Genomic DNA, 26,111 nt, shown 5'->3' with positions numbered 1-26,111 from the left:
AGCGGCGGGAGCCGGGCGAGCGACTAGTGCTGCCCGTCGGCCGGCTCGACGAGCTCAAGGAGCACGCCGCCCGCGTCCTTGGGGTGGACGAAGTTGATCCGCGAGTCCGCGGTGCCCCTCTTGGGTGCCGGGTAGAGGACCCTGACGCCCCGGCCCGTGAGATGGGCGGTGATCGCGTCGATGTCGGTCACGCGGACGGCCATCTGCTGGATGCCGGGGCCGTTGCGGTCGATGAACTTGGCGATGGTGGAGGACTCGTCCAGCGGTGCGAGGATCTGCAGCAGGGCGCCGCCTTCCGGGCGACCGGGGGAGCCGAGCATGGCCTCGCGCACGCCCTGCTCCTCGTTCACCTCCTCATGGAGGTTCTCCATCCCCAGGTTCTCGCGATACCAGTCGACGGCGGCGTCGAAATCGGGCACGGCGACCCCGACGTGGTCGATCGCCACGACGAGTTCGGAGGGCAGGAGGGGTTGGCCGGCTGGGGTAGTCGTCATGCCCATCACGTTAGTCGGTCGGTGCTCGCGGTAGTTTGGTGACCACAGTCTCATCCCCTCCATCGGAAGGTGTCTCATGACCGCCGACCCCACCCGTACCGTCATCGTCTCCGGCGCCCGCACCCCGTTCGGCCGCCTGCAGGGCGGCCTGTCCTCGCTGTCCGCCCCGGAGCTCGGCGGCATCGCGATCAGTGCGGCCCTCGAGCGGGGCGGCGTCTCCCCGGAGGCCGTCGATCAGGTGATCATGGGACAGGTGCTCTCGGCCGGCAACGGCCAGATGCCCGCGCGTCAGGCCTCGCTCGCCGCCGGGCTGCCCAAGCGCGTCGACGCGCTGAGCATCAACAAGATGTGCCTGTCCGGTATGACCGCGATCGCGCTGGCGGACCAGGCGATCCGGTCCGGGTACTCCGAGGTCATCGTTGCCGGCGGCCAGGAGTCGATGTCCCAGGCTCCGCACCTGCTGCCCAAGAGCCGCGCCGGGTATAAGTACGGGTCGATCGAGGTCCTCGATCACATGGCGTACGACGGCCTGCACGACGTTCCGACCGACCAGCCCATGGGTGCGCTCACCGAGGCGCGCAACGTCGAGCTGGAGATTACCCGTGAGCACCAGGACGAGTTCGCGGCGACCTCCCACCAGCGCGCGGCCGCGGCGGCGAAGGAGGGGCGGTTCGCCGACGAGATCGTGCCGGTGACGGTCAAGGGCCGCAAGGGCGACACCGTCGTGGACACCGACGAGGGCGTGCGCGCCGACTCGACCCCCGAGTCGATGAGCAAGCTCCGTCCGGCCTTCTCGAAGGACGGGACCATCACCGCCGGTTCGTCGTCGCAGATCTCGGACGGCGCCTCGGCGACCATCATCACGTCCGCGGCCCGTGCCGAGGCCGAGGGCTGGCCCGTGCTCGCCGAGATCGTCGGCTACGGCACCGTCGCGGGCCCCGACTCGACCCTCCAGCACCAGCCCGCCGACGCGGTGCTGAACGCGTGCGAGCGGGCGGGAGTCGACGTCTCCGACATCGACCTGTTCGAGTTCAACGAGGCCTTCGCCTCCGTCGGACTGCACTCGACCCGCATGCTCGACCTGACCCCCGACAAGGTGAACGTGAACGGCGGCGCCATCTCGATCGGTCACCCGATCGGGGTGTCCGGCAACCGCGTGGTGCTGACCCTGGCCCTCGAGCTCGCACGCCGCGGCGGCGGGCTCGGAGCGGCTGCCCTGTGCGGCGGCGGCGGCCAGGGTGACGCCCTGATCATCCGGGTGCCCGCGGCCGGCTGACACCCCCGCGCGCCCGTCGTGGCAGGATCGGAGCCGTGACGAGACCAGGTAACCGACCCCCGTCCGCCGCCGAACAGAAGCTCGCGGCGTCGCTCGCAGGCGCCGTCGACCTGTCCGGTCTGAAGAAGCGGGCCGAGACCCGCCGGGGCGCGACCGAGACCGGTCGCGCCCCGGGGCAGGGCGGCCCGCCGCCGGGCTCCGGTCCGGCGGTCCTGGTGGAGGTGGACGAGGCCTCCTTCGAGCAGGAGGTCCTGGCCCGGTCCGCCCAGGTTCCCGTGATCCTCGAGCTGGTGTCCCAGCGGGCGCCGACCGCGCTGACCAGCCTGCTGGACGCACTGGCGATGGAGGCCGGCGGTCAGTGGGTCCATGCGACCGTCGACGTCGACGTCTCCCCGGGCATCGCGCAGGCGCTGCAGGCCCGGGCGGTGCCGACCGTGTACGCGGTGGCGGCGGGCCGCCCGCTCGCCGACTTCGAGGGTGAGCAGCCGGAGGAGGCCCTACGTCAGTGGCTCGCGGCCGTGCTCCGGGCGACCGAGGGCAAGTTGGGTGGGCCCGCACCGGACACCGACGACGTGGAGCCGGAGGAGCCCACCGACCCCGAGCGGGATGCCGCCGAGGACGCGCTCGCCGAGGGCGACCTGGCGGCCGCGGAGGAGCGCTTCACGGCGCTCGTGGACTCCCGCCCGGGAGAGCACTCCCTGGTGGAGGCGCTGCGCTACGTCCAGGCCTCTCGCCGCTCGGTGGAGGCGGCCGACACGGGCGAGGGGGCCGTCCCCGACGCCCTGCGGGCCGCCGACGCCGCCCTGGTGGGCGGCGAGTACGAGGCCGCGTTCGCGACGCTGGTGAACGCGATCCGTGTCCACGGTGGTGACGAGCGGGCCACGTTGCGTGCGCGCCTGCTCGAGCTCCTCGAGGCGCTGCCGGTGGACGATGCACGCGTGCTGGCCGCGCGCCGGGACCTCGCGAGCGCGCTCTACTGACGCTCGGCTCCCGGCCGGTCAGGCTCCCGCGATCTCCGTCGTCGTCGGTGCCGTGTGTCGGAACCACACGGTGGCGCGGGGGCCGACCGTGATCGCCGCGGAATAGGGCCGTCCGTGGTGGGGTGCCGGCTCGGCGTGGACACCGCCGAGGTTGCCCGCGCCCGAGCCCTCGTAGGCCGAGGCGTCGGTGTTGAGGATCTCCTCCCAGTACCCGTCCTCGGGGAGCCCGATGCGGTAATCGCCGAGTGCGGCGCCGGAGAAGTTGACCACGCACGCGACGGTGTTGCCGGCGTGGTCGGTCCGCAGGAAGGACAGCGTGTTGTGGGCGGCGTCGTTGGCGTCGATCCACGAGAAGCCGGAGGGGTCGTCGTCGAGCGACCACAGGCCGGGATTGTCGGCGTAGCGGGCGTTGAGGTCCCGCACGCAGGCGAGGATGCCACGGTGATACTCGCCCTCCCAGCCCTCGAGATTCTCCCAGGCGACACCCTTGTCGGCGTCCCACTCGGTGGTCTGCCCGAACTCGAGGCCCTGGAAGAGCAGCTTCTTGCCGGGGTGCGCCCACATGTAGGCGTACAGGCTGCGGATGCCGGCCGCACGGTCCCACGAGGTGCCGGGCATACGCTCCCACATCGATCCCTTGCCGTGGACCACCTCGTCGTGGCTCAGGGGGAGGACGAACCGCTCGCTCCAGGCGTACATCATCGAGAATGTGATCTCGCCGTGGTGGAAGCCACGGTAGATCGGGTCGAGCCCCCACGTAGCGCAGGGTGTCGTTCATCCAGCCCATGTTCCACTTCATGGAGAACCCGAGGCCGCCCGTGTAGGTGGGCGAGGTGACGCCGCCCCAGGACGTGGATTCCTCGGCCACGGTGAGGAAACCGGGGTGCTCCCGGGCCAGGGTGGCGTTGACCTCCTGGAGGAACGAGATGGCCTCGAGGTTCTCCCGTCCACCGTGGATGTTGGGGGTCCACTCGCCGGCCTCGCGGGAGTAGTCGAGGTAGAGCATCGAGGCCACGGCGTCCACCCGCAGTCCGTCGATGTGGAACTCCTCGGCCCAGTACAGGGCGTTGGCGACGAGGAAGTTGCGCACCTCGTGGCGGCCGAAGTCGAAGACGTAGGTGCCCCAGTCGGGCTGTTCGCCGCGTCGGGGGTCGGCGTGCTCGTAGAGCGGGGTGCCGTCGAACCGGCCGAGCGACCACTCGTCCTTGGGGAAGTGGGCGGGTACCCAGTCCACCAGGACTCCAATACCGCGGGAGTGGAGGTGATCGATGACGTAGCGCAGGTCGTCCGGGGTGCCGAACCGGCTGGTCGGGGCGAAGTACGACGAGACCTGGTAGCCCCACGAGCCGCCGAAGGGGTGCTCGGCGACCGGCATCAACTCCACGTGGGTGAACCCGGTCTCGATGATGTGGTCGGCGAGTTCGTGCGCGAACTCGCGGTAGTCGAGGCCGGGCCGCCAGGAGCCGACGTGGACCTCGAGGACGGTCATCGGGGAGTGCGAGTGGTCGCGGGTCGCGCGGGCGGCGATCCACTCGTCGTCGTTCCACTCGTAGCCGGAGGTGAACACCTTCGACCCGGTCGAGGGCGGCACCTCGGTGGCCACCGCCATGGGGTCGGCGTGGTCGATGGTCCGGCCGTCGGCCCCGCGGACGCAGTACTTGTAGACGGCGCCGTCGGCGACGTCGGGGACGAACAACTCCCACACCCCGGAGGACCCGATCGAGCGCATGGGCAGCGCGGTGGGATTCCATCCGCAGAAGTCGCCGACGACGCTCATCCCGCGGGCGTTGGGCGCCCACACGGCGAATGACGTGCCGGTGACCGGTCCGCCCGCGGTCTCGTAGGTGCGCACGTGGGCGCCGAGGACATCCCACAGTCGTTCGTGGCGCCCTTCGCCGATGAGGTGCAGGTCGACCTCGCCCAGCGTCGGGAGGAAGCGGTAGCCGTCCGCGACGGTGCGCGTGTGGCCGTCGGGGTAGCGGACCCGGAAACGGTAGTCGGGCACCTCCGTCTCGGGCACCGCCGCGTGGAACAGTCCGTCGCCGACCGGGGTCATGGGGACGGTGCGGTCGTCGAACACGATCTCCACCTCCACCGCGCCCGGCTGGACGGTGCGGACGACCGAGCCGTCGCCGTCGCGGTGCGCGCCGTAGACGGAGTGCGGGTCGTGGTGGGTACCGGACCGGAGCCGGCCGAGGACGTCGTGCGGGATCGGCGTCGGTTCCGTGGGAGTGACGGGCCCGGGGGACGCGACGGGCGCCGTGGCCGGCGCGGGCGGTGTCGGTGACGGCGGTGACGGCGGTGATGAAGACGGCGGCGACGACGACGAGGGCGACGACGACGAGGTCTGCTCCGGCTGGAGCCGGTCGGTAGAGCGGTCCTTCTTCTTGTGCTGTGCCATGGCCGTTCGCCTCAATCCACGGTGTGCGTGCGGTAGGACAGTTCGACCCTACGTGCTTCGTCGCAGGGCGGGATCGCGATGATGTGTGCGACGGCGGTCCACGGCTCGAGCCGGACGTAGTTGCTCGACCCCCAGTGGAACTCGGAGCCCGTCACCTCGTCGCGGACGCTGAACCGGGCGTCGGCGTCGTACCCCAGGGCCGCCATGTCGAGGTGGAGGGTGCCCTCCTGGACGCCGAGGGAGTCCAGGGAGACCACCGTGAGAACGCAGTCTCCGGTGGCCGGGTCGACCTTGGAGTAGGCGATGATCTGGTCGTTGTCCACGTCGTGGAACGTCAGGGTGCGCAGCTGCTGCAGGGCGGGGTGCTCGCGGCGGACCCGGTTGAGGGTGCGCAGCCACGGGGCGAGCGACTGCCCGGCGGCCTCCGCGGCGGCGAAGTCACGGGGCCGCAGCTCGTACTTCTCCGAGTCGAGGTACTCCTCGCTGCCGTCGGCGACGGGCTGCCATTCGTAGAGCTCGTAGCCGGAGTACACGCCCCACGCGGGCGAGAGCGTCGCGGCGAGCACCGCCCGGATCGCGAACATCGCCGGGCCGCCACGTTGGAGCGACTCGTGGAGGATGTCCGGGGTGTTGGTGAACATGTTGGGGCGGGCTTCGTCGACGTGGGCCAGCAGCTGCTCGCAGAACTCCACCAACTCGGCCTTCGTGGTCTTCCACGTGAAGTAGGTGTAGGACTGCGAGAACCCGCGCTTGGCCAGTCCGAACAGCCGGGCCGGCCGGGTGAAGGCCTCCGCCAGGAACAGCACGTCCGGCTCGGTCCGCTTCACCTCGCTGATGAGGCGGTTCCAGAAGTCGGCCGGCTTGGTGTGCGGGTTGTCCACCCGGAAGATCCGTACCCCGAGGGACGTCCACAGCCGGACGACACGCAGCACCTCGGCGTAGATGCCCTCGGGGTCGGTGTCGAAGTTGACCGGGTAGATGTCCTGGTACTTCTTGGGCGGGTTCTCGGCGTAGGCGATGTGCCCGTCGGGCAGCACTGTGAACCACTCGGGGTGTTCGGCGGCCCACGGGTGGTCGGGCGCGCACTGCAGGGCCAGGTCCAGTGCGACCTCGACGCCGCGCTCCCCGGCGTAGGTCACCAGGTCCCGGAAGTCGTCGACGGTGCCGAGGTCGGGGTGGACCGCGTCGTGTCCGCCCTCGGCGGAGCCGATGGCCCACGGTGACCCGACGTCGTCGGGCCCGGGGGTCAGGGTGTTGTTGCGGCCCTTGCGGTTGATTTCGCCGATGGGGTGGATCGGCGGCAGGTACACGACGTCGAACCCGAGGTCGGCCGCGTGATCGACGTAGGAGCGCGAGGTGGTGAACGTCCCGTGGACGGGACGGCCCTCGTCGTCCCACCCGCCGGTGGAGCGGGGGAAGAACTCGTACCAGGAGCTGAACTGCGCCTCGCGACGGTCCACCCACACGCGGTGGGTCTGACCGACGGTCACCAGTTCGCGCACGGGATCGTCGGCCAGCGCGGCCGCGACCTCGTCCGACAGCGCCGGGGCGGTCCGGGTGGCCGCGTCGCCCGGGCCGCGCAGCGCGGCGGCGGCCCCGGTCAGCAGGTCGACCCGGGCGGCGGCGCCGGCGACCGTCGCCCGGGCGATCGCGGTGTCGAGCACGCGGGCGCCCACCTCGAACTCGTTGCCCAGCTCGCCCGAGTCCAGGCCCGCGGCCATCTTCTTGACGATGCCGCTGCGCCACGTGGCGAACGGGTCGGACCACGCCTCCACCCGGAACGACCACATCCCCGCCACATCCGTGGGCAGCAGCGCGTGGACGGTGTCCGGCTCGGTGCCGGGCACCATCGTGGTGCGGGAGGACGCGCCGCCGGGTCGGCGGACGACCAGGCTGGCGGACAGGGCGTCGTGGCCCTCGCGCCAGACGATCGCGGAGACGGGCAGGATCTCCCCGACCACGGACTTGGACGGGAACCTCCCGCAGGAGACGAGGGGGCGGACCTCATCGATGGCCAGACGGTCGTTCACGTCGGTGCTCCTCTCGGCGGGTGGGCGCCGCGGTGGGCGGCGTCACCTCCACGACGCTAGCGAAGTCGGGCCGATCCTTCAGGGGTGCCCGAGTCGGCGTTCACCTGCACGGCCGTGTTCTTCGCCACCCGTCCTCCCGATTACCGGTTAGATGGGCGTCGTGAGCACCCTGATCGACATCGACCCCGACCTCGTCCTCGACCTCCGCGACGTCTCGCTCCGGCGGGACGGCACGTCCCTCGTGGGGCCCCTGTCCTGGCAGGTGGAACTGGACGAGAGGTGGGTGGTGCTCGGCCCCAACGGCGCGGGCAAGACCTCGTTGCTGCGGATCGCCTCGGCCCTGGAGTACCCGAGCACGGGGACGGCCGTCATCCTCGGGGAGCAGCTGGGCCGGACGGAGGTGACCGAGCTGCGCAGCCGTGTCGGCCTGTCGTCGGTCGCGGTGGCCGGTCGCATCCCCGGCGACGAGGTGGTGCAGGATCTGGTCATCTCCGCCGGATACGCCGTGCTGGGCCGCTGGCGGGAGAAGTACGACCCGGAGGATTTCGAGCGCGCCGCGGACACCCTCGAGTCGATCGGGGCGGAGCACCTGGCCGAGCGAACCTGGGGCACCCTCTCCGAGGGGGAGCGCAAGCGCGTGCTCATCGCCCGCGCCATGATGACCGATCCCGAACTGCTGCTCCTCGACGAGCCGGGGGCGGGGCTGGACCTGGGCGGCCGGGAGGACCTGGTCGCCCGCCTCGGGGACATGGCGATGGATCCGGACGCCCCCGCCACGGTCCTGGTCACCCACCACGTGGAGGAGATCCCCCCGGGGTTCACCCACGCCATGCTCCTGGCGGAGGGCGAGGTCACCGCGATGGGGCTGATCGACGAGGTGATCACCTCCGACAATCTCAGCAGGGCCTTCTCCCAGTCGATCGTCGTGGACGCGATCGACGGACGCTACTTCGCGCGCCGGGCGCGCCGCTCGGGCCGGCACCGGCGGACACCACGGGCATGACGGCACGTGAGGCTCCCGCGGCGTTCGCGCCGGAGTCCGTGCCGGTCCGCGAGGCCGCTACGGTCGCCCTGGTCCGCGACGCGCGGGTCGGCGGGGGAGTGGAGGTCTTCCTGCAGCACCGGGTGGCGACCATGCAGTTCGCCGCCGGGATGTCGGTGTTCCCCGGCGGAGGCGTCGAACCGCGGGACTACCACGGCACCCGCCCCTGGCGCGGGCCCGAGCCGGAGTGGTGGGCCGGGCGGTTCGGGATCGAGGCGGACCGCGCCGCCGCGGCCGTCCGCGGGGTGGCGCGGGAACTGTTCGAGGAGACCGGGGTGCTGCTCGCCGAGCCGGCGACCGGGCCGGGAGCCGCCGCACCGGCCGACCCGCCGGGCCCCGACGAGCGGCGCGCACTCGACGCGGGGGAGGGCGACCTGGATTCGCTGCTCGCCGCGCACGGGCTGGTGCTGTCCGCGCACCTGCTGCGCCCGTGGGACCGGTGGACCACCCCGGTCGGACCCCCGCGCCGGTACGACACCTTGTTCTTCGTGGCGGCCCTGCCCCACGGCGTCGAGCCGGACGGCGGCACGACCGAGGCGCGCGCGACCGAGTGGATCCGCGCCGACGACGCCGCGCAGGCGGGGACCCTCGGCCGGCTCGGCATGCTGCGCCCGACCCTCGACGTGCTGTCCGATCTGGCCGCCGCCGCCGATGTCGACGAGGTCCTGGCCACCCCGCGGGCCATCGCTCCGGGCGGGAACTAACGTTGCGTCGGTGACCCCCGAGGACCTGGAGTTCCTGCGCACCGCCGCCGGACGCGACCTGCTCGACCTCGTCGCCGGCCTGGCGTGGTCCCGCGCGGACCTCGTGGCCTCGACAGCGGCCGTCCGGCGCGCGGATCCCGTGCATGCGGCGGCGGCGATCGACGTCGTCACCGCCCGGGCGCGCGCGAGGGGTCGAATCCGGGGTGCCGGGGCGATGCTGCTCACCGACGAGGCCGTCCAGCAGGCCACCGCGTGGCCCGTCGCGGCCCTGCGGGCCGGGCGCCTGGCAGGACGGGACGTCCACGACGTCACCTGTTCCGTCGGCGCCGAGCTCACCGAACTCGTCCGGACGGCCGACCGGGTGATCGGCTCGGATCTGGATCCGGTCCGCGCGCGGATGGCGGCCCACAACGTCCCCGGAGCACTCGTGTGCGTGGCCGACGCGCTCGCCCCGCCCAGCCGCGACGCCGTCCTGGTGGCGGACCCCGCCCGCCGGTCCAGGGGCCGTCGGGTCCACGACCCGGCGCGGCTCAGCCCGCCGCTGCCCGACCTGCTCGCCGTCGCCGCCGACCGCGATCACGTCATCAAGTGCGCCCCGGGCCTCGACACCTCGGTGCTCGACCACTGCGGGGAGGTCGAACTGGTGTCCCTCGACGGCTCGGTGCGGGAGGCGTGCCTGTGGTCGCCGGGCCTGTCCGCGGGTGTGCGCCGCCGTGCGACCGTGGTCCGCACCACCGCCGCCGACGCGGCCGGACCGTGGGGACCACCGCGCCTCGTCGCGGACGGGGTCGCGGTCCACGTGGAGGAGGTGACCGACGGCGACGACGACGAGGTGGACGCCCACGAGGAGGCCGAGCGGTTCATCGTGGACCCCGACGGGGCGGTCGTCCGCGCCGGACTCGTACGGCACTGGGCCCGCCGCCACGGGCTCCGCCAGCTCGACCCGAGGATCGCCCATCTGACCGGGCCACGGGTCCCGGACGGCTACACCGGGTTCGAGGTGCTCGAGAAGTGCAGGCTCGACCGCAAGCAGCTGCGCCGCGTGCTGCGCCGGCGAGAGTGCGGGTCGTTGGAGATCCTCGTCCGCGGCGTCGACACCGACCCGGACGTGCTGCGACGCTCGCTCTCGCTCAGCGGGTCACGGCCACTCGCGCTGGTGGTGACCCGGATCGGCAGCTCCGCCGTGGTGTTCGTGTGCGGGCCGCGCACCGCTCACTCGAACACGTAGAGGGCGCCCACCGCGGTCGTCAGCGCGATCCGGCCGTCCGCGTCGACGCTGAGTCCCGAGACCGGGCCCGTCGCGGCGGGCACCTCGATCCGGTGGAGGGTGGCGCCGTCGGCGCCGTCGAGCAGGTGGACCGCGATGCCGGGCTCGTCGTCGGATCCGCCCGAGCGCACGGCCACCAGCACCCGCCCGTCCGGCGTCGCGGCGGGGTTGGTGAGCTGGCGCAGGTCGTCCCGGCGCCAGACCACCCGGCCGGTTCCGTCCTGCCCGCGAACGGCCACCACCGGCGCCGGGCCCGCGTCGTCGTCGTGGTCGTCGTCGGGTCCCCTCCACACGGTCGTCGTGCGACCGCCGCTGACCACGGTGCCGTCGGGCAACAGGGCGGGCGGCGTGTCCGGCCGGTACCCGACGGGGGCGGTCCACAGTGCCGTGCCGTCGGACGTCGAGTACGCGGCGAGATCGCCGTCGGCCGCGTGGACGTAGACCTCGTCCCGGTCGTTCGACAGCACCACCGGCGTCCCCAGGCGCCCGTCGGGCAGGGGTGCACGCCACAGCACGTCGAGGGCAGTGACTTCACCGGCGACCAGTCGCACCGCCACCAACTCCGGATCGTCGGCGCCCGGCGTCCACGCGGTGAGGTAGGCGGTGGCCGTGTCCGTGTCCACGGCCGCGGGGGCGGGGACCGGGCAACCCCGCGCGCCGGTCGCGCACCACGGGAGCCCGTACGCCGGGTCGTCCGTGGAGATGTCGCCGGCGATCCGCAGTTCGGGCGTGACGTCCAGACCGGTGTGGGCGTTGATCACCCGTGCCGCCCCCAGGTGCGACACGAGCAGCAGGTGGCGTCCGTCCAGCAACGTCACGGTCGTGGGCACGCCCCGGGTCGCGGCGGTCCATCGGTTCTCGCCCTCGGCCGTCAGGGCGCCGACCCCGCCGTAGAGGGGCACGAACAGCGAACCGCGCCCGTCGACTGTCGCGGTGATCCGCGGCCCGTCGGTCGGCAGGCGCAGACACCACCGCTTGCGGCCGTCGTCGGCGGTCAGTGCGAAGAGGTTGCACCCGCGCTCGGAGATCGTGGCCTGGAACGACGTGCCGATGCCGTCCGAGGAGGCCACGCCGACCGCGGGCGCACCGAGGGCGCGTGACCACAGCAGTCCGGGGGCGTCCGAGACCCCGGAGTGTGCGCGACCGGAGTTCGGCGGGCCACCCGCGAGCGAGGACCAGCTCGCGGCCTGGCCCAGGCGGGCGCCGCCGCTCTCCGTATCCGAGGCGCAGCCGGCGGCCACCCCCGCCGCCAGCGCGACGGCGACCAAGGCCCGCGCGGTGCGCGGTGTCAGTGCCGGTGTCGGTGCCGGTGCCACAGGTCCCCCCCGTCGAGTCGAGACAGTCACACGAGAGAGTAGTCCGCCGCCCGCCGCCCACCCGACCGGCGCTCCGACGTGGCGGACGCGGGGACCGACGGGCAGGGGTGCGGGGCGGGGGAATCACGGATCTCGGAGTGCACTCCGCGGCTACCGTGACGGGCATCACCCGTGCCCACGGAAGGCGGCCACACCCCGATGACAGCGAACTCCGGACTCGACACCGCGATCACCCCGCTGAGCTTCCTCGAGAAGGCCGCGCGCGTCTCACCCGACGCCACCGCGGTCGTCGACGGCCCGCGCCGTCAGACCTACGCCGAGTTCGCCGACCGGGCCACCCGGCTGGCCTCCCTGCTGAAGATGCGCGGCGTGGCGCGCGGTGACCGGGTGGGCGTCCTGGCGCCGAACTCGGCCGAGGCGCTGCTCGCGCAGTTCGGCGTCCCCCTCGCGGGCGGCGCCGTGGTCGCCCTCAACACCCGCCTCGCCCCGGCCGAGATCGCCTACATCGTGGAGCACGCCGGGATCGCCGTCCTCATCGCCGACGCGGAACTCCTCGCGGGGCTGGGCGACGAGGTCCCCGACGCGCTGCGTCTCGTCCTGGTCGCCCCGGACGCCGACGGCACGCAACCCGACCCGGCCCGCTTCGGCCCGCGCGCCGAGGCCATGGAGGACGCCCTCGCGTCCGCCTCCCCGCAGCCGGTCTCGTGGACGGTCGCCGACGAGGACTCCGTCATCGCGGTCAACTACACCTCCGGCACCACCGGCCGACCCAAGGGCGTCATGTACACGCACCGGGGCGCCTACCTCAACTCCCTCGGCGAGATCGTCACCCAGGGCCTGGACGCCGACTCGAAGTACCTCTGGACGCTGCCCATGTTCCACTGCAACGGGTGGTGCACGACCTGGGCGCTGACCGGTGCGAGGGGGACCCACGTGTGTCTGCGCGCCGTCCGCGGGGACGAGATCTGGAGACTGTTCGACGACGAGGGGGTCAACCGCCTGGCCGGTGCACCAGCCGTGTTGTCCACCATCGCCGACGACCCGGCCGCCCGGCCGATCGACGGGATCCGCATGGTCACCGCCGGGGCGCCGCCCTCGCCGACCATCCTGCGCCGCTTCGAGGACCTCGGCATCGACGTCACCCAGGTGTACGGACTGACCGAGACCTACGGCCCGTTCACGGTGTGCACCCCGCAGCCCGGATGGGCCGACCTGGATCCGGACGAGCGGGCCGGGCTCAAGTCGCGCCAGGGCGTCGCCATGATCCACGCCGACACCGTGCGTGTGGTCGAGCGCACCTCACCGGGGGAGAGCCGGCTGGTCGACGTCCCCGCCGACGGCGTGACCATGGGCGAGGTCGTCATGACCGGCAACGGGGTCATGAAGGGGTACTTCGGCGACCCCGAGGCCACGGCCACCGCGTTCGCCGGCGGGTGGTTCCACTCCGGCGACCTGGGCGTCATGCACCCGGACGGATACGTGCAACTGCTGGACCGCGCCAAGGACGTCGTGGTCTCCGGCGGCGAGAACATCTCCACCATCGAGGTCGAGCAGGCGGTCGTGTCCCACCCCGACGTGGTCGACTGCGCGGTCGTGTCCATGCCCGACGAGAAGTGGGGCGAGCGTCCCAAGGCCTACGTCGTGGTCCGGCCGGGCTCCACGCTCGACGAGGCCGCCGTGATCGAGCACTGCCGGACCAGGATCGCGCGCTACAAGGTGCCCGGTGCGGTGGAGTTGACCGAGGCCCTGCCCCGGACGTCGACCGGAAAGGTCCGCAAGAACGAACTGCGCGACGCCGCCTGGTCCGGCTGGGACAAGCGCATCAACTGAACCACCCGCCCCACCCGGTGGCCGCCGACCGGGCGCCGTGCCCCGCCACCGACCGCCCCGGCACCGTCACCGCGGCCACGGCCGCGTTATTGTGTCTGGCAGGACCACAATCCGGTGCGCCCGGTCTAGACGGGGGCGCACCCCGCCCCGACTCGCAGGAGGTCGACGCAGGCCCATGACGAACATCGTCGTACTGATCAAGCAGGTTCCCGACACCTATTCCGAGCGCAAGCTCACGGACGGGGACTACACCCTGGACCGCGAGGCCGCGGACGCGGTCCTGGACGAGATCAACGAGAAGGCCGTCGAGCAGGCGCTCCAGATCAAGGAGGCCCACGGCGGCGAGGTGACCGTCCTGTGCGCCGGTCCGGACCGCGCCACCGAGGCCATCCGCAAGGCCCTATCCATGGGCGCCGACAAGGCCGTCCACCTCAACGACGAGGCCCTGCACGGTTCCGACGTCGTCCAGACCTCGTGGGCGCTGGCCAACGTGCTGGGCACCATCGAGGGCACCGAGCTGGTCATCGCCGGCAACGAGGCCACCGACGGCCGCATGGGTGCCGTCCCGGCCATCCTCGCCGAGTACCTCGGCCTCCCGCAGCTGACGCACATGCGCACCCTGGAGATCGCCGACGGCGTCGCCAAGGGCGAGCGTGAGACCGACGAGGGCATCTTCGAGGTCGAGGCCACCCTGCCGTGCGTCGTCTCCGTCGGCGAGAAGATCAACGAGCCGCGGTTCCCGTCCTTCAAGGGCATCATGGCCGCCAAGAAGAAGCCGGTCGAGTCCCTCACGCTGGCCGACGCCGGCGTCGAGGCCGCCCAGGTGGGCAAGGACAACGCCGCGTCCAGCGTCACCTCCGCGAGCCCCAAGCCGCCGCGCGCCGCCGGCGAGAAGGTCACCGACGAGGGCGAAGGCGGCAACGACGTCGCCAAGTACCTCGTGTCGCAGAAGCTCATCTGACGCGAACTCACCCCGACCGACTCATCCCAGTCTTTTTCAAGGAGAATCCACCATGGCTGAAGTCCTCGTCGCGGTCGAGCACGTCGACGGCGAACTCAAGAAGGTGTCCCTCGAGCTGCTGACCGCCGCTCGTGCCCTCGGAGAGCCCTCCGCGGTCGTCTTCGGTGAGACCGGCACCGCCGCCGCGCTCACCGATGCCCTCAAGGAGGCCGGCGCGGAGAAGATCTACGTCGCCGAGGGTGACGCGGTCCAAAACTACCTCGTCACCCCCAAGGTCGACGTCCTGGCCGGCCTCGCCGAGCAGGGTGCGGCCGCGATCGTCCTGGCCGCCACGTTCGAGGGCAAGGAGGTCGCGGGTCGTCTCGCGGCCCGCACCGGCTCCGGCACCCTGTGTGACGTCGTGGAGATCAAGTCCGACGGTTCGGCCGTCCACTCGATCTTCGGTGGCGCCTTCACCGTCGAGGCGACCGTCTCCGGCGAGACCCCGATCTACACGCTGCGTCCGGGCTCCGTCGAGGCCGCCCCGGCCGCCGGCGCCGGCGAGGTCGTCGAGGTGCAGGTCCCCGAGCCCGAGAACGCCGCCAAGGTCATCTCGCGCAACCCGATCGTGGGCGGCGACCGCCCCGAGCTCACCGAGGCGACCGTCGTCGTCTCAGGTGGTCGTGGCGTCGGCTCCGCGGACAACTTCGAGAAGGTCGTCGAGCCGCTCGCCGACTCGCTCAAGGCCGCCGTCGGCGCGTCGCGCGCCGCTGTGGACTCGGGCTACTACCCGGGCCAGTTCCAGGTCGGCCAGACCGGCAAGACCGTGTCGCCGCAGCTGTACATCGCCCTCGGTATCTCGGGCGCCATCCAGCACCGCGCCGGCATGCAGACGTCGAAGACCATCGTCGCCGTCAACAAGGACGAGGAGGCCCCGATCTTCGAGATCGCGGACTACGGCATCGTCGGCGACCTGTTCAACGTCGCCCCGCAGCTCACCGAGGCCATCAACGCTCGTAAGTGAGCAGGACGCACCGCGTCCACCAGCGTCGCCCGGACCCCGGCACCCCTGCGGTGCCGGGGTCCGGCGCGTTCGTGCGTATCCTTGCCAGCGATATGCCCACCACCCGCTCTGTGCACTATCTCGACCACGCCGCGACCACCCCGATGCGCGCGGCGGCCGTCGACGCCTACGCCGAGGCGTCCTCCTCGGTCGGCAACGCGTCCTCGCTCCACGGCTCCGGACGCCGCGCCCGCCGCCGCGTCGAGGAGGCCCGCGAGTCCCTCGCGCACCACCTCGGCTGTCGACCGTCCGAGGTGGTGTTCACCTCAGGCGGGACGGAGTCCGACAATCTCGCCGTTCTCGGGCAGGTGGGTGCCTCGGCGGGCGACGTGGTGGCCGTGGGGGCGACCGAGCACCACTCCGTCCTCGACGCCGCCGCCCACCTGGCGACCGACCGTGGCGGTCGGAAGGCCGTCCGGGTGTTGCCCGTGGACCCCCGCGGCGCCGTCACCCCGGCAACGGTCCGCGACCTCGCCGACGAGCTCGGCCCGCGACTGGCCCTCGTCGCGGTGATGCTCGGCAACAACGAGATCGGCACCCTCACGGATGTCGCGGCGGCGGCCGGCCCGGCCCGCGCGGTGGGCGCGGCCGTCCACACCGATGCCGTCCAGGCCGTCGGGCACGTCCCGGTCGACTTCTCCGCCCTGGGCGTGACCTCTCTCAGTCTCTCCGCGCACAAGTTCGGTGGACCGCTCGGCGTCGGTGCGTTGCTCCTCGACCGCGGTGCCGACTGCGTGCCGATCGGGTACGGGGGTGGCCAGGAGCGGGACCTGCGGTCCGGATCCGTGGACGTGCCGGGGGTCGTCGCGATGGCCGCCGCGCTCGAGGAAGCGGTCCGCGAGATGGAGTCCGAGTCCCGGCGTCTGAGCCGGTTGCGCGATCGGCTCGTCGCAGGTGTGCTCGCCGAGGTCCCCGGCGCGATCGCCAACGGGGGCGGGGAGCGCCTGCCGGGCATCGCCAACCTCACCTTCCCGGGTTGTTCCGGCGAGTCACTCATCCTGCTGCTCGACGCCGCGGGGATCGAATGCTCCACGGGCTCGGCCTGTACGGCCGGTGTGGCAGAGCCGAGTCACGTCCTGCTGGCCCTCGGTGCCGACGAGGCCGCTGCCCGCAGCAGTCTGCGCCTGAGCCTGGGGCACACCACCACAGAGGACGACGTCGACGCCGCCGTCGCGGCCATCGGGCCCGCGGCCGAACGCGCCCGCGTCGCCGGCCTCGGGCTCGCCCGTACCGGGATGGCCCGCACCGGGGTGGCCGCGTCATGAGGGTCCTCGCCGCCATGAGCGGGGGAGTGGACTCCGCCGTTGCCGCTGCCCGAGCCGTCGCCGCCGGACACGACGTCGTGGGCGTCCACCTCGCACTCAGCGCGGATCCGGCGACCCTGCGAACGGGTTCGCGCGGGTGCTGTTCGCGGGAGGACGCGGGGGACGCCCGCCGGGTCGCCGATCTGCTGGGCATCCCGTTCTACGTGTGGGATTTCGCCGAGCGCTTCCGTGCCGACGTGATCGACGACTTCGTCGCGTCCTACGCCCGAGGCGAGACCCCCAACCCGTGCCTCCGGTGCAACGAGCGGATCAAGTTCGAGGCCCTCCTCGACCGGGGCATGGCGCTCGGCTTCGACGCCGTCGCCACCGGCCACTACGCGCGGTTGTCGTCCGAGGAACTGCCCGACGGCACCCGACGGCCGGTCCTACGACGCGCCGTGGACGACGCCAAGGACCAGTCGTACGTCCTCGGCGTGCTCACCCCGGAGCAGCTCGCGCACTCGATGTTCCCCCTTGGGGGTTCACTCAAGTCGCAGGTCCGCGCCGAGGCCGAGGCCGCCGGGCTGCCCGTCGCCTCCAAGCCCGACAGCCATGACATCTGCTTCATCCCCTCGGGCGACACCCGCGCCTTTCTCGGGGCGCGCATCGGCATGCGTCCCGGAGCGGTCGTCGACGCCGACACCGGCGACGAGCTCGGCCGCCACGAGGGCATCCACGGGTTCACCATCGGCCAGCGCAAGGGCCTCGGGGTCAGCGGACCCGCGGCGGACGGCCGCCCCCGCTACGTCACCGCGATCGACGCCGACAGTGGCACCGTCACCGTCGGTGGCGCGGACCATCTGCTCTCGTCCGGCATGACCGCGTCCTCGCCCTACTGGCTCGTCGACGACGACATCCACGAGACCGACTGCCTGGTGCAGATCCGCGCCCACGGCGAAGCGACCCCGGGCCACGTCCGCCGCCTCGGCGACGGACCGGATGCCCGGCTCGAGATCACGCTCGAGAAGCCGATCCGCGGCGTCGCCCCCGGGCAGGCCGCCGTGCTGTACCGGCCCGAACCGGACGGCGACCGCGTTCTGGGCAGCGGCACCATCTCCGCGTCCCGTCCGGCCGCGGGAACCGAGTGACGCCGGTGGGACCGTCCAGCACCGGGGCCGGCCCCATGCCCGGCACCGACCCGCGGGAATCGGCGCGGGTGATCATGGGGGAATGCCACGCGCTGCCGTTCCTGCCCGAGCTTCCGGATCGCGGCCCCGGGGCCGACCAGGTCGGCCGCACGCTGGCGATGCTCGCCGACCTGCCGGTCGACGTCTCGCCACGCGGATGGCGACTCGCCGACGCCCCGGGCCGCCTCGCCCGTCGTGCCGCCGACTTCCTCGACCGGGACGCCGACGCCCTCGAGGAGGCCGACGAGCGGGCCCGTGATCCCGAGGGGGACCCCGCCATCGACTCCCGCCGCCTGCAGGTCCGTGTGGTGGGCCCGTGGTCTCTCGCGGCCGGGGTGGAACTGCCCGGCGGATTCCCCGTGCTCAGCGATCGCGGCGCCCGGCGAGACCTGGCCGCCTCCCTGGCGGAGGGCGCGAGTGCGCGAGCCGTGCGGCTGGCGGGCCGGATAGGGGCAGGCGCACGGATCCTGGTGGACGAGCCCCTGCTCTGGCATGTCGCCGCCGGGACGGTCCGCTCGCCCAGCCGTCTCGACCCGATCGCGGCCGTCCCGCCCGATCGACTCGCCCTGTCGCTCTGCCGGTTCGCCGCTGCGCTCCGCGACGCCGGGGCCGCAGAGGTCCTGATCCGGCTCCCGGTCACCTCCGACCCTGGGGCACCTCCGGTCTGGGAGGTCGTCAGCGACCCCCCGCGGGGTGAGACGCCTCTCGACGGGGTGTGCCTGGCGACCGCGCCGCTGCACACAGCCCGGTCGCATGCCGCGCTGGATGCAGCCGGGACGGTCCTCGGTAACGGCGGGATCCTCCACCTGGAGGGTCTACCCGGCGGCGGCCCGCCGCCACGCACCGTGGCGGAGGCCGAGGACACCGCAGTGGGACTGCTGGCTCTGCTCGACCGACTGAGCGCGCCCAGGTACTCCACCCTGGACCGCGTCATCCTCACGCCCACCGCCGAGGAGACCTCGACCGGTGAGGGCCGAGCCGCGGCCGCCCTCCGGGGCGCCCGTCTGGTGGCCGAGACCACCCCGCGGGTGGCGGAGTAACAGACGACGCGGAGTAACAGACAACGCGGCGCTACAGCACTGCCATCGGCCAGAGGGTGTTGACGTCGGACGAGTCCTTGCCGGACCGCTCGAGGTACGCGACGAAGTCCCGCTGGCGCGTCTCGTGCCAGCTCGCCTGGCGCGCATTGACCTCCCGCCAGTCCGGACCCGACAACTCCGGCTGTCCGCCGAGCATCTTCCACGCCAGCCGGGCGGCGGCGAGCGCATCCGCCGCGGCCTCGTGGGCGCTGTCCAGTCGTACCCCGTGTAGACCGCACAGGGCCTCGAGCGTCCGCTTGCCTTTCCGGTAGGGATCCACCGCGCGGTCCACGACGTACGGGTCGATCACGGGTCCCAGAATCTCGAACGACGGGTCCCACCGGCGCAGGATCGTCAGGTCGTAGCAAGCGTTGAACACCACCAGCGTGCGTCCCTCGCCCCATCCGCGGCGGATGGCCGCCACCGTCTCGGCGATGACCTCGGCGTGGGGGCGGCCGTTCTCGCGGGCATGGGCCGTGGTGATGCCGTGGACCGCCGTCGCCCCCTCGGGAATCTCTATGCCCGGGTCGGCGAGCCAGTTCCGTTCCTTCTTGTGCTGCCCGTCTATCGCGATGAGGGCGGAGGAGACGACGTGGGCGGTCCGGGGGTCCGGGCCCGTGGTCTCGAGGTCGAACGCGAGCAGTCGGTTCCGGTCGATGGCGAGGGGTGGCTGTGTGTGGGTTGTCATGGGCTCACCGTAGGGCAGCGCTCCGACATCGAGGCCCTGCCCGGCATTACCCTGTCCTCGTGAGCCTTCCCGATGACAACAGTCAGCCCGTCGGCACGGGGGACATCCCGCCCGAGGTGCGGCAGGAGTGGACCGAGCTCGCGGAGACGGTCCGCGATCACCAGTTCCGCTACTACGTCAAGGACGCGCCCATCGTCTCCGACGCCGAGTTCGACCGGCTCTTCGAGGAGTTGCAGGCGCTCGAGGTGACGCACCCGGGGCTGCGGACCGCCGATTCGCCGACCCAACTGGTCGGCGGTGGCTTCTCGACGGATTTCGCCCCGGTCGAGCACCTCGAGCGGATGACCAGCCTGGACAACGTGTTCTCCGAGGAGGAGCTGCGCGACTGGGTCGCCTCCGCCGTCGAGCAGGCGGGAGTATCGGAGGACCGGCTGCCGTTCCTGTGCGAGGTCAAGATCGACGGGGTGGCCCTGGACCTGGTCTACCGCGACGGGAGGTTGGTCAGCGCCGCCACCCGCGGTGACGGGCGTACGGGGGAGGACGTGACCCTCAACGCGCGGACCATCGACGACATCCCGGTCACGCTCACCCCGTCGGACGACCGCCCGCTGCCTTCGCTCATCGAGGTGCGGGGCGAGGTGTTCTTCCGGCTCGAGGACTTCGCCGAGCTCAACGCTCGTCTCGTGGCCGAGGGCAAGGCACCGTTCGCCAACCCGCGCAACAGTGCGGCCGGGTCACTGCGCCAGAAGAACCCCGCCATCACCGCCCAACGTCGACTCGGCATGTACTGCCACGGTCTCGGCGCGGTCGAGGGCGCGACCTTCGAGAGCCTCCACGACGTCTACCTCGCCCTCGCCGAGTGGGGCCTGCCCGTCTCACCGCACACCGCGCCCGCCACCGGGGTGGAGGAGGTGGTCGAGCGGATGAGGTTCTGGGGTGAGCACCGCAGCGACCCCGAACACGAGATCGACGGTCTCGTCGTGAAGATCGACGACCGCGCGGTCCAACGGCGACTCGGTCAGACCTCCCGCGCGCCGCGGTGGGCGATCGCCTACAAGTACCCACCGGAGGAGGTCATGACGGAACTCCTGGACATCCGGGTCTCCGTCGGGCGCACCGGGCGGGTCACCCCCTTCGCCCACATGCAGCCGGTCACGGTCGCCGGTTCGACGGTCTCGTTGGCCACCCTCCACAACCAGACCGAGGTGATCCGCAAGGGCGTGTTGATCGGCGACACCGTGGTGATCCGCAAGGCCGGTGACGTGATCCCCGAGGTCCTCGGCCCGGTGGTCGAGCGGCGCGACGGCACCGAGCGCGAGTTCGTCTTCCCCGAACGTTGTCCGGAGTGCGATACGGTCCTGGCCCCGGCGAAGGAGGGCGACGCCGACTGGCGCTGCCCCAACCAGCGTTCGTGTCCCGCCCAGCTGCGGGAGCGGCTGTTCTATCTGGCCTCGCGCAACGCCCTGGACATCGAGGCGCTCGGGTACGAGGGCGCCTCGGATCTGCTGACCAGCGGGGTGCTGGTCAACGAGGCCGGACTGTTCGATCTCACCGAAGCCGACCTGCTCAGGACAGACCTCTACACCCGCGTCGACAAGGCCACCCGCAAGCAGATCGAGGCGGGGGCCGAACCCGAACGCACCGTGCTCACCGAGAACGGTCGCAAGCTGCTGGCCAACCTCGCCACCGCCCGGGACCGACCGCTCTGGCGGGTACTGGTCGCGCTGTCGATCCGACACGTGGGCCCCACGGCCGCGCGCGCCCTGGCGACCCGGTTCGGGACCATGGAGGCCATCCGCGCCGCGTCCGAGGAGGAACTGGCGGAGACGGACGGGGTCGGGTCGACCATCGCGGCCTCGGTGGTCGAGTGGTTCGACGTCGACTGGCACCGCGAGATCGTCGACCGCTGGACCGCCGCAGGTGTCTCGATGGCCGACGAGCGTGACGAATCGATCCCGCGGACGCTGGAGGGACTGACGATCGTGGCGACCGGCTCACTCGAGGGCTTCACGCGCGACGGCATCAAGGAGGCGATCATCGCTCGCGGCGGCAAGGCCTCCGGGTCGGTCTCCAAGAAGACCGACTACGTCGTGGTGGGCGACAACCCGGGGTCCAAAGCGGCCAAGGCCGAGGAGTTGGGCCTGACGATCCTGGACGAGGCCGGCTTCGTCGACCTGATGGACAACGGTCCGGCCGGGGCGGGGGAAGGGGACCTGGACCCGGAGGTGGACGCGGAACCGGAGCAGACCGACCCGTGACCCCGATGACGCCCCTCGTCCAGTTCCCCTGGCCGTTGTTCCTCGGAGCGGGCGTCGGTCTCGCGCTCGCGGTCGGTGTCTCCCTCCGTGGTCTGCGGAGCGAGCGTCGCCGGCGCATCCTCGCGGTGTCGGCCTCCGCCGTGGCGGGGGCATCGACCGGAGCGTTCGCCGGACTGGTGTGGCTCTGGGTCGGCCCGATGTCGAACCCGGTCTCCTGCCTCTACTCCTGTAACGAAGTCGCGCAGTTCCTGTCGAACGAACAGTTCCGTCAGATCGTCCTCATGACGGACCTGGCATGGGTCCTGCCGGTCACGGCGTTCCTCTTCGCGGCGGTCGCGGTGTGGCCGTGGCGACGCGGACCCCGCCGCTGACCGACATCCGTGCCGGACCGGCGTCGAGGGAGCGGCGGGCCCGCCCGGTCAGCCGGCGTCGAGGGACCGCAGGATCCCCGTGAGGTACCCCAGCCGAGCGACCTCGGACGGCCTGAACGAGGGACCGCCCGGTCGGCCCACCACGAGGATGTGTCCCGAGTTCAACGGCGCGGCCGCGAGCGAGGTGTCCATGGCCGTCCACTCCGCCGGCACGCCGTCGTCGTCGTCGTCCAGTGCGGTCACCCGCTCCAGGCCGCACAGCACGGAGACCTCGCCGCCCTCCCACATCGGTGCGGACTCGCCCCGCGCGATCAGACGGCACCGCGCGTCCGCGGTCACCTCCACGACCAGCGCCCAGCCGACGCGCAGCGCGGCCGGGAGCTCGTCGGCGAGCAGTTGGGAAGCCCCGGCACCCGCCCCGGCGACGGCGTCGATGAGTTCGAGTTCCCGATGCGCGTCGAGGATCCCGCCGAACGGCCGGAGGGAGTCCACCATCACGCCGTCCAGGCGCTCGGCGGCGGTGATGAGGGCGTCCGGGAAGGTGCCGTGCGGGACCTCCACGACGATGTCGTCGACGGCGACCCCGTCGAACCGGTCCACCACGTCGAGGCTGATGATGTCCGCGTCCACGGTCCCCAGCGCCACCGCGAGGGAGCCGAGACTGCCCGGTCGGTCGGGCAGCATGACACGGAGCAGATAAGACATGACGCCCATTGTGCCGCACGCATTCGGGCTGACTAGGCTGGGCCGGTACCGACCACGTCACGGAAAGGGGCAGGCACGTGACCTCGATCTCACGCGGGGACGTCGCGCATCTGGCCAGGCTCTCCCGCCTGGAACTGAGCGACTCCGAGCTGGACTCGTTCGCACAGCAGCTCACCGACATCCTCGACCACGTGCAGGCGGTGTCCGAGGTCGCCGCGGAGGACGTGCCCGCGATGAGCCACCCCACCGCGATCACCAACGTCTACCGCGACGACGTGGTCACGCCCGGCCTCACCCCGGAGCAGGCACTCGACCAGGCCCCGGCAGCCGACGAACAGCGCTTCGAGGTTCCGCAGATCCTGGGGGAGGACGCATGACCGAGCTCACCACCGCCACCGCCGCCGAGCTGGCCGGGCGGATCGCCGCGCGGGAGGTGTCCTCGGAGGAGGTCACCCGGGCGCACCTGGACCGTATCGACGAGGTCGACGGCGAGATCAACGCGTTCCTCCACGTGGGCGCGGACGAGGCTCTCCGGGCGGCCCAAGACGTCGACACCCGACTGGCGGCCGGCGAGGAGCTCGGACCCCTGGCGGGCGTGCCCATCGCCCTCAAGGACGTGTTCACCACCACCGACGCCCCCACCACCTGTGGCTCACGGATCCTCGAGGGTTACCGTTCGCCGTACGACGCCACGGTCACCGCGCGACTGCGCGAGGCGGGGATCCCGATCCTCGGCAAGACCAACATGGACGAGTTCGCCATGGGGTCGTCGACCGAGAACTCGGCCTACGGCCCCACCCGCAACCCGTGGGATCCGAGCCGCACCCCCGGTGGTTCCGGCGGTGGTTCGGCCGCGGCGCTGGCCTCGCACCAGGCCCCGATCGCCATCGGTACCGACACCGGCGGGTCGATCCGCCAGCCCGCCGCGCTCACCGCGACGGTCGGTGTCAAGCCCACCTACGGGACGGTCTCGCGCTACGGGCTCGTCGCCTGCGCGTCGTCGCTCGACCAGGGCGGGCCCTGCGGCCGCACGGTCGAGGACACCGCGCTGCTGCACCAGGTCATCGCGGGGCACGACCCGCGCGACTCGACGAGCCTCGACGTGGCGTTCCCGGACGTCGTCGCCGCCGCGCGTGAGGGCGGGAAGGGTGACCTGACGGGCCTGCGGGTGGGCGTGGTCACGGAGTTCTCCGGCGAGGGCTACCAGCCCGGCGTCGAGGAGTCGTTCCGCGGCGCGGTGGACACCCTGCGCGACCTGGGTGCCGAGATCGTCGAGGTCTCGTGCCCCAACTTCCGCTACGCGCTGCCCGCCTACTACCTCATCCTCCCGTCCGAGGTCTCCAGCAACCTGGCACGCTTCGACGCCATGCGCTACGGCCTGCGGACCGGTGACGGGTCGGCCGACCAGGTCATGGCCGCCAGCCGCGAGGCGGGCTTCGGCCCCGAGGTCAAGCGCCGCATCATGCTCGGCACCTACGCGCTGTCGGCCGGCTACTACGACGCGTTCTACGGTCAGGCCCAGAAGGTACGCACGCTGATCGCGCGCGACTTCGATGCCGCCTACGAAAAGGTCGACGTCCTGATCTCGCCGACCACGCCGACGACCGCGTTCCCGCTCGGGGACAAGGTGGAGGACCCGGTCGCGATGTACCAGTTCGACCTGTGCACCCTGCCGCTGAACCTGGCCGGTCACTGCGGGATGTCCGTGCCGTCCGGTCTGGTGGAGGGCCTGCCCGCCGGTCTGCAGATCATGGCACCGGCACTCGCCGACGACCGTCTCTACCGGGTCGGGGCCGCCTACGAGGCCGCGAGAGGCGCGATAGCGTGACGACCGTCCCCGAGAGGGACGCATGGAAGGCGCTCGCGGCACTCGTCATCGGGTTCTTCATGATCCTGGTGGACCAGACGATCGTGGCGGTGGCCACCGACGCGTTCGTCACCCAGCTCGGCGCCACGACCAACCAGGTCATCTGGGTGACCAGCGCGTATCTGCTCGCCTACGTGGTGCCGTTGCTGTTCACCGGTCGGCTGGGGGACCAGATCGGGCCGCGACGGGTGTCGATCTCGGGCCTGGTGCTGTTCACCGGCGCCTCCCTGTGGTGCGGGTTGGCGCCCGACATCGAGACCCTCATCGTGGCGCGGGTGTTCCAGGGATTCGGCGCGGCACTGCTCACCCCTCAGTCGCTCAGCGTCATCACGCGCGTGTTCGCACCCGCGCGCCGCGGCGCGGCCATGGGTGCGTGGGGTGCGGTCGCGGGTATCGCCTCCGTGGTGGGTCCGGTCTTCGGCGGGGTGCTCATCGACGCGTTCGACTGGCGGTGGATCTTCTTCGTCAACATCCCGTTCGGTGTCCTCGCGGTGGTGTTGGTATGGCTCTGGGTCCCTGTACTGGAGACGAGGTCGCGCTCGTATGACGTAGCCGGGATCGTCCTGTCGGCCGTGGGCATGTTCCTGCTGGTGTTCGGGATCCAGCAGGGCGAGGAACACGGATGGGGCGGGACCACCGCCGGGTTCATCGCGGCGGGCGTGGTGGGTCTCGCCGTGTTCGTGTGGTGGCAGTCCCGCGTCCGCACCGAGCCGCTCGTTCCTCTACGACTGTTCCGGGATCGCAACTTCTCGATCGGGACGTTCGGCGTCTCGACGATCGGCTTCGTCACCGCCGGAACGATGGTGCCGCTCATGTTCTACCTCCAGGGGGTCAAGGAACTCAGCCCGACCCGCGCGGGGATGATGCTGCTGCCCATGGCCCTGATCGCGGGTGTGCTGGCGCCGTTGGTCGGACGCTGGGCGGATCGTCTCGATCCGCGGATCTTCACGGGCATCGGGTACTTCTCGTATGCGGTCTCCCTGTTCTGGCTCGCGCTGGTGATGGATGCCCAGACCTCGATCCCCGTCCTGCTCGGTCCGATCGCCCTCATGGGGGTGGCCAACGGGTGTGTGTGGGCGCCGACGTCATCGACCGCGATGCGGCGCCTCGAATTGGCGTCGGCGGGCGCGGGCTCCGGTGTCTACAACACCACCCGCCAGGTCGGGGCGGTGCTGGGGTCCGCCGCGATCGGCGCGGTGGTCCAGGCCCGGTTCGTCGCCCACGGTGACATCGGTCAGGCGGTGGCCGACGCGATGTTCCTCCCCCGCCGTGGTCGTCCTGCTGGGAGGGCTGGCCACCATGGCGTTCCGTACCGGTGAACAGTCGGTGAGCCCGGGGCGGTGACCGCCGCGATGCGGGGCGGGCGGAC

The 26,111-nt window shown here is 72.0% G+C and carries 20 protein-coding genes and 2 pseudogenes; 16 read left to right on the top strand and 6 right to left on the bottom strand.

From position 1 onward, the window contains the following. Positions 1 to 23: 23 nt before the first annotated feature. Positions 24 to 494 (bottom strand): methylmalonyl-CoA epimerase, encoded by a 471-nt coding sequence (mce, locus tag OVA21_RS08405; protein WP_096907211.1) that lies wholly within the window; start codon positions 492 to 494, stop codon positions 24 to 26. A gap of 76 nt (positions 495 to 570) precedes the next feature. Here mce and OVA21_RS08400 point away from each other — a divergent pair, with 76 nt between their 5' ends. Both OVA21_RS08400 and OVA21_RS08395 read left to right on the top strand, forming a co-directional pair. Further along, the gene (locus tag OVA21_RS08400) at positions 571 to 1,770 is read left to right on the top strand and encodes an acetyl-CoA C-acetyltransferase (RefSeq protein ID WP_096905263.1); all 1,200 of its coding nucleotides are present in this window, start codon (positions 571 to 573) and stop codon (positions 1,768 to 1,770) included. A 35-nt stretch (positions 1,771 to 1,805) separates the two neighbouring features. Further along, the gene (locus OVA21_RS08395; RefSeq protein WP_096905264.1) at positions 1,806 to 2,750 is read left to right on the top strand and encodes a tetratricopeptide repeat protein; all 945 of its coding nucleotides are present in this window, start codon (positions 1,806 to 1,808) and stop codon (positions 2,748 to 2,750) included. 18 nt (positions 2,751 to 2,768) lie between these two features. On the opposite strand, the pseudogene glgB reads toward OVA21_RS08395, so the two are convergent. Both glgB and OVA21_RS08385 read right to left on the bottom strand, forming a co-directional pair. Further along, a pseudogene (glgB, locus tag OVA21_RS08390) lies at positions 2,769 to 5,151 on the bottom strand (1,4-alpha-glucan branching protein GlgB). Positions 5,152 to 5,162: 11 nt separating this feature from the next. After that, positions 5,163 to 7,181: a maltotransferase domain-containing protein gene (locus OVA21_RS08385; protein WP_096905265.1), complete on the bottom strand. Its 2,019-nt coding sequence runs from the start codon at positions 7,179 to 7,181 to the stop codon at positions 5,163 to 5,165. Positions 7,182 to 7,332: 151 nt separating this feature from the next. Between OVA21_RS08385 and OVA21_RS08380 the strand changes: the two genes are divergently transcribed. The 3 genes from OVA21_RS08380 to OVA21_RS08370 are packed head-to-tail and all read left to right on the top strand — an operon-like array spanning position 7,333 to position 10,155. After that, the gene (locus OVA21_RS08380; protein ID WP_096905266.1) at positions 7,333 to 8,184 is read left to right on the top strand and encodes an ABC transporter ATP-binding protein; all 852 of its coding nucleotides are present in this window, start codon (positions 7,333 to 7,335) and stop codon (positions 8,182 to 8,184) included. Next, a complete protein-coding gene (locus OVA21_RS08375) occupies positions 8,181 to 8,927 on the top strand; it encodes an NUDIX hydrolase (protein ID WP_096905267.1) in 747 nt (248 codons plus the stop codon). Before OVA21_RS08380 ends, OVA21_RS08375 begins: the two co-directional genes overlap by 4 nt. A 10-nt stretch (positions 8,928 to 8,937) precedes the next feature. Further along, positions 8,938 to 10,155, top strand: coding sequence for a THUMP-like domain-containing protein (locus OVA21_RS08370; protein ID WP_096905268.1), 1,218 nt, complete (start codon positions 8,938 to 8,940; stop codon positions 10,153 to 10,155). On the opposite strand, the gene OVA21_RS08365 is transcribed toward OVA21_RS08370, so the two are convergent. After that, positions 10,140 to 11,510 carry an outer membrane protein assembly factor BamB family protein gene (locus OVA21_RS08365; RefSeq protein WP_254050443.1) on the bottom strand — a complete coding sequence of 457 codons (1,371 nt, stop codon included), beginning with the start codon at positions 11,508 to 11,510 and terminating at the stop codon, positions 10,140 to 10,142. The genes OVA21_RS08370 and OVA21_RS08365 overlap by 16 nt on opposite strands. Before the next feature lie 198 nt (positions 11,511 to 11,708). Here OVA21_RS08365 and OVA21_RS08360 point away from each other — a divergent pair, with 198 nt between their 5' ends. The 6 genes from OVA21_RS08360 to OVA21_RS08335 all read left to right on the top strand — a co-directional run bounded on the left by OVA21_RS08360 (position 11,709) and on the right by OVA21_RS08335 (position 18,814). Continuing rightward, positions 11,709 to 13,340: an AMP-binding protein gene (locus tag OVA21_RS08360; protein WP_096905269.1), complete on the top strand. Its 1,632-nt coding sequence runs from the start codon at positions 11,709 to 11,711 to the stop codon at positions 13,338 to 13,340. 175 nt (positions 13,341 to 13,515) lie between these two features. Beyond that, a complete protein-coding gene (locus OVA21_RS08355; protein ID WP_067718293.1) occupies positions 13,516 to 14,301 on the top strand; it encodes an electron transfer flavoprotein subunit beta/FixA family protein in 786 nt (261 codons plus the stop codon). A 52-nt stretch (positions 14,302 to 14,353) separates the two neighbouring features. Beyond that, positions 14,354 to 15,304, top strand: coding sequence for an electron transfer flavoprotein subunit alpha/FixB family protein (locus OVA21_RS08350; protein ID WP_096905270.1), 951 nt, complete (start codon positions 14,354 to 14,356; stop codon positions 15,302 to 15,304). Positions 15,305 to 15,396: 92 nt separating this feature from the next. Then, positions 15,397 to 16,608, top strand: coding sequence for a cysteine desulfurase family protein (locus OVA21_RS08345; RefSeq protein WP_096905271.1), 1,212 nt, complete (start codon positions 15,397 to 15,399; stop codon positions 16,606 to 16,608). Then, positions 16,605 to 17,735 (top strand): tRNA 2-thiouridine(34) synthase MnmA, encoded by a 1,131-nt coding sequence (mnmA, locus tag OVA21_RS08340; protein ID WP_096905272.1) that lies wholly within the window; start codon positions 16,605 to 16,607, stop codon positions 17,733 to 17,735. Before OVA21_RS08345 ends, mnmA begins: the two co-directional genes overlap by 4 nt. A 5-nt stretch (positions 17,736 to 17,740) precedes the next feature. After that, positions 17,741 to 18,814 (top strand): cobalamin-independent methionine synthase, encoded by a 1,074-nt coding sequence (locus OVA21_RS08335; RefSeq protein WP_240341310.1) that lies wholly within the window; start codon positions 17,741 to 17,743, stop codon positions 18,812 to 18,814. 31 nt (positions 18,815 to 18,845) lie between these two features. On the opposite strand, the gene OVA21_RS08330 is transcribed toward OVA21_RS08335, so the two are convergent. Next, entirely contained in the window at positions 18,846 to 19,541 is a 696-nt protein-coding gene (locus tag OVA21_RS08330) for an exonuclease domain-containing protein (RefSeq protein ID WP_096905274.1), read from the bottom strand. 59 nt (positions 19,542 to 19,600) lie between these two features. Between OVA21_RS08330 and ligA the strand changes: the two genes are divergently transcribed. Continuing rightward, on the top strand, positions 19,601 to 21,799 hold the full coding sequence (gene ligA / locus OVA21_RS08325) for an NAD-dependent DNA ligase LigA (RefSeq protein WP_096905275.1): 2,199 nt from the start codon (positions 19,601 to 19,603) through the stop codon (positions 21,797 to 21,799). Further along, on the top strand, positions 21,796 to 22,170 hold the full coding sequence (locus OVA21_RS08320) for a hypothetical protein (protein WP_096905276.1): 375 nt from the start codon (positions 21,796 to 21,798) through the stop codon (positions 22,168 to 22,170). Before ligA ends, OVA21_RS08320 begins: the two co-directional genes overlap by 4 nt. 48 nt (positions 22,171 to 22,218) lie before the next feature. Here the strand turns inward: OVA21_RS08320 and OVA21_RS08315 are convergent, their stop codons facing one another. After that, the gene (locus tag OVA21_RS08315) at positions 22,219 to 22,875 is read right to left on the bottom strand and encodes an amino acid-binding protein (protein WP_096907214.1); all 657 of its coding nucleotides are present in this window, start codon (positions 22,873 to 22,875) and stop codon (positions 22,219 to 22,221) included. Positions 22,876 to 22,952: 77 nt separating this feature from the next. Here OVA21_RS08315 and gatC point away from each other — a divergent pair, with 77 nt between their 5' ends. The 3 genes and pseudogenes from gatC to OVA21_RS08300 all read left to right on the top strand — a co-directional run bounded on the left by gatC (position 22,953) and on the right by OVA21_RS08300 (position 26,086). Continuing rightward, on the top strand, positions 22,953 to 23,252 hold the full coding sequence (gene gatC / locus OVA21_RS08310) for an Asp-tRNA(Asn)/Glu-tRNA(Gln) amidotransferase subunit GatC (RefSeq protein WP_067718272.1): 300 nt from the start codon (positions 22,953 to 22,955) through the stop codon (positions 23,250 to 23,252). Continuing rightward, positions 23,249 to 24,703 (top strand): Asp-tRNA(Asn)/Glu-tRNA(Gln) amidotransferase subunit GatA, encoded by a 1,455-nt coding sequence (gatA, locus tag OVA21_RS08305; protein WP_096905277.1) that lies wholly within the window; start codon positions 23,249 to 23,251, stop codon positions 24,701 to 24,703. The genes gatC and gatA overlap by 4 nt, the downstream gene beginning before the upstream one ends. Next, positions 24,700 to 26,086 (top strand): annotated as a pseudogene (locus OVA21_RS08300) (DHA2 family efflux MFS transporter permease subunit). Before gatA ends, OVA21_RS08300 begins: the two are co-directional and overlap by 4 nt. Positions 26,087 to 26,111 lie beyond the last annotated feature (25 nt).

The sequence above is a fragment of the Dietzia sp. SL131 genome, from assembly GCF_026672565.1.
GTDB classification, from domain to species: Bacteria; Actinomycetota; Actinomycetes; order Mycobacteriales; family Mycobacteriaceae; genus Dietzia; species Dietzia kunjamensis.
This window is presented reverse-complemented; position numbering and strand designations above follow the sequence as displayed.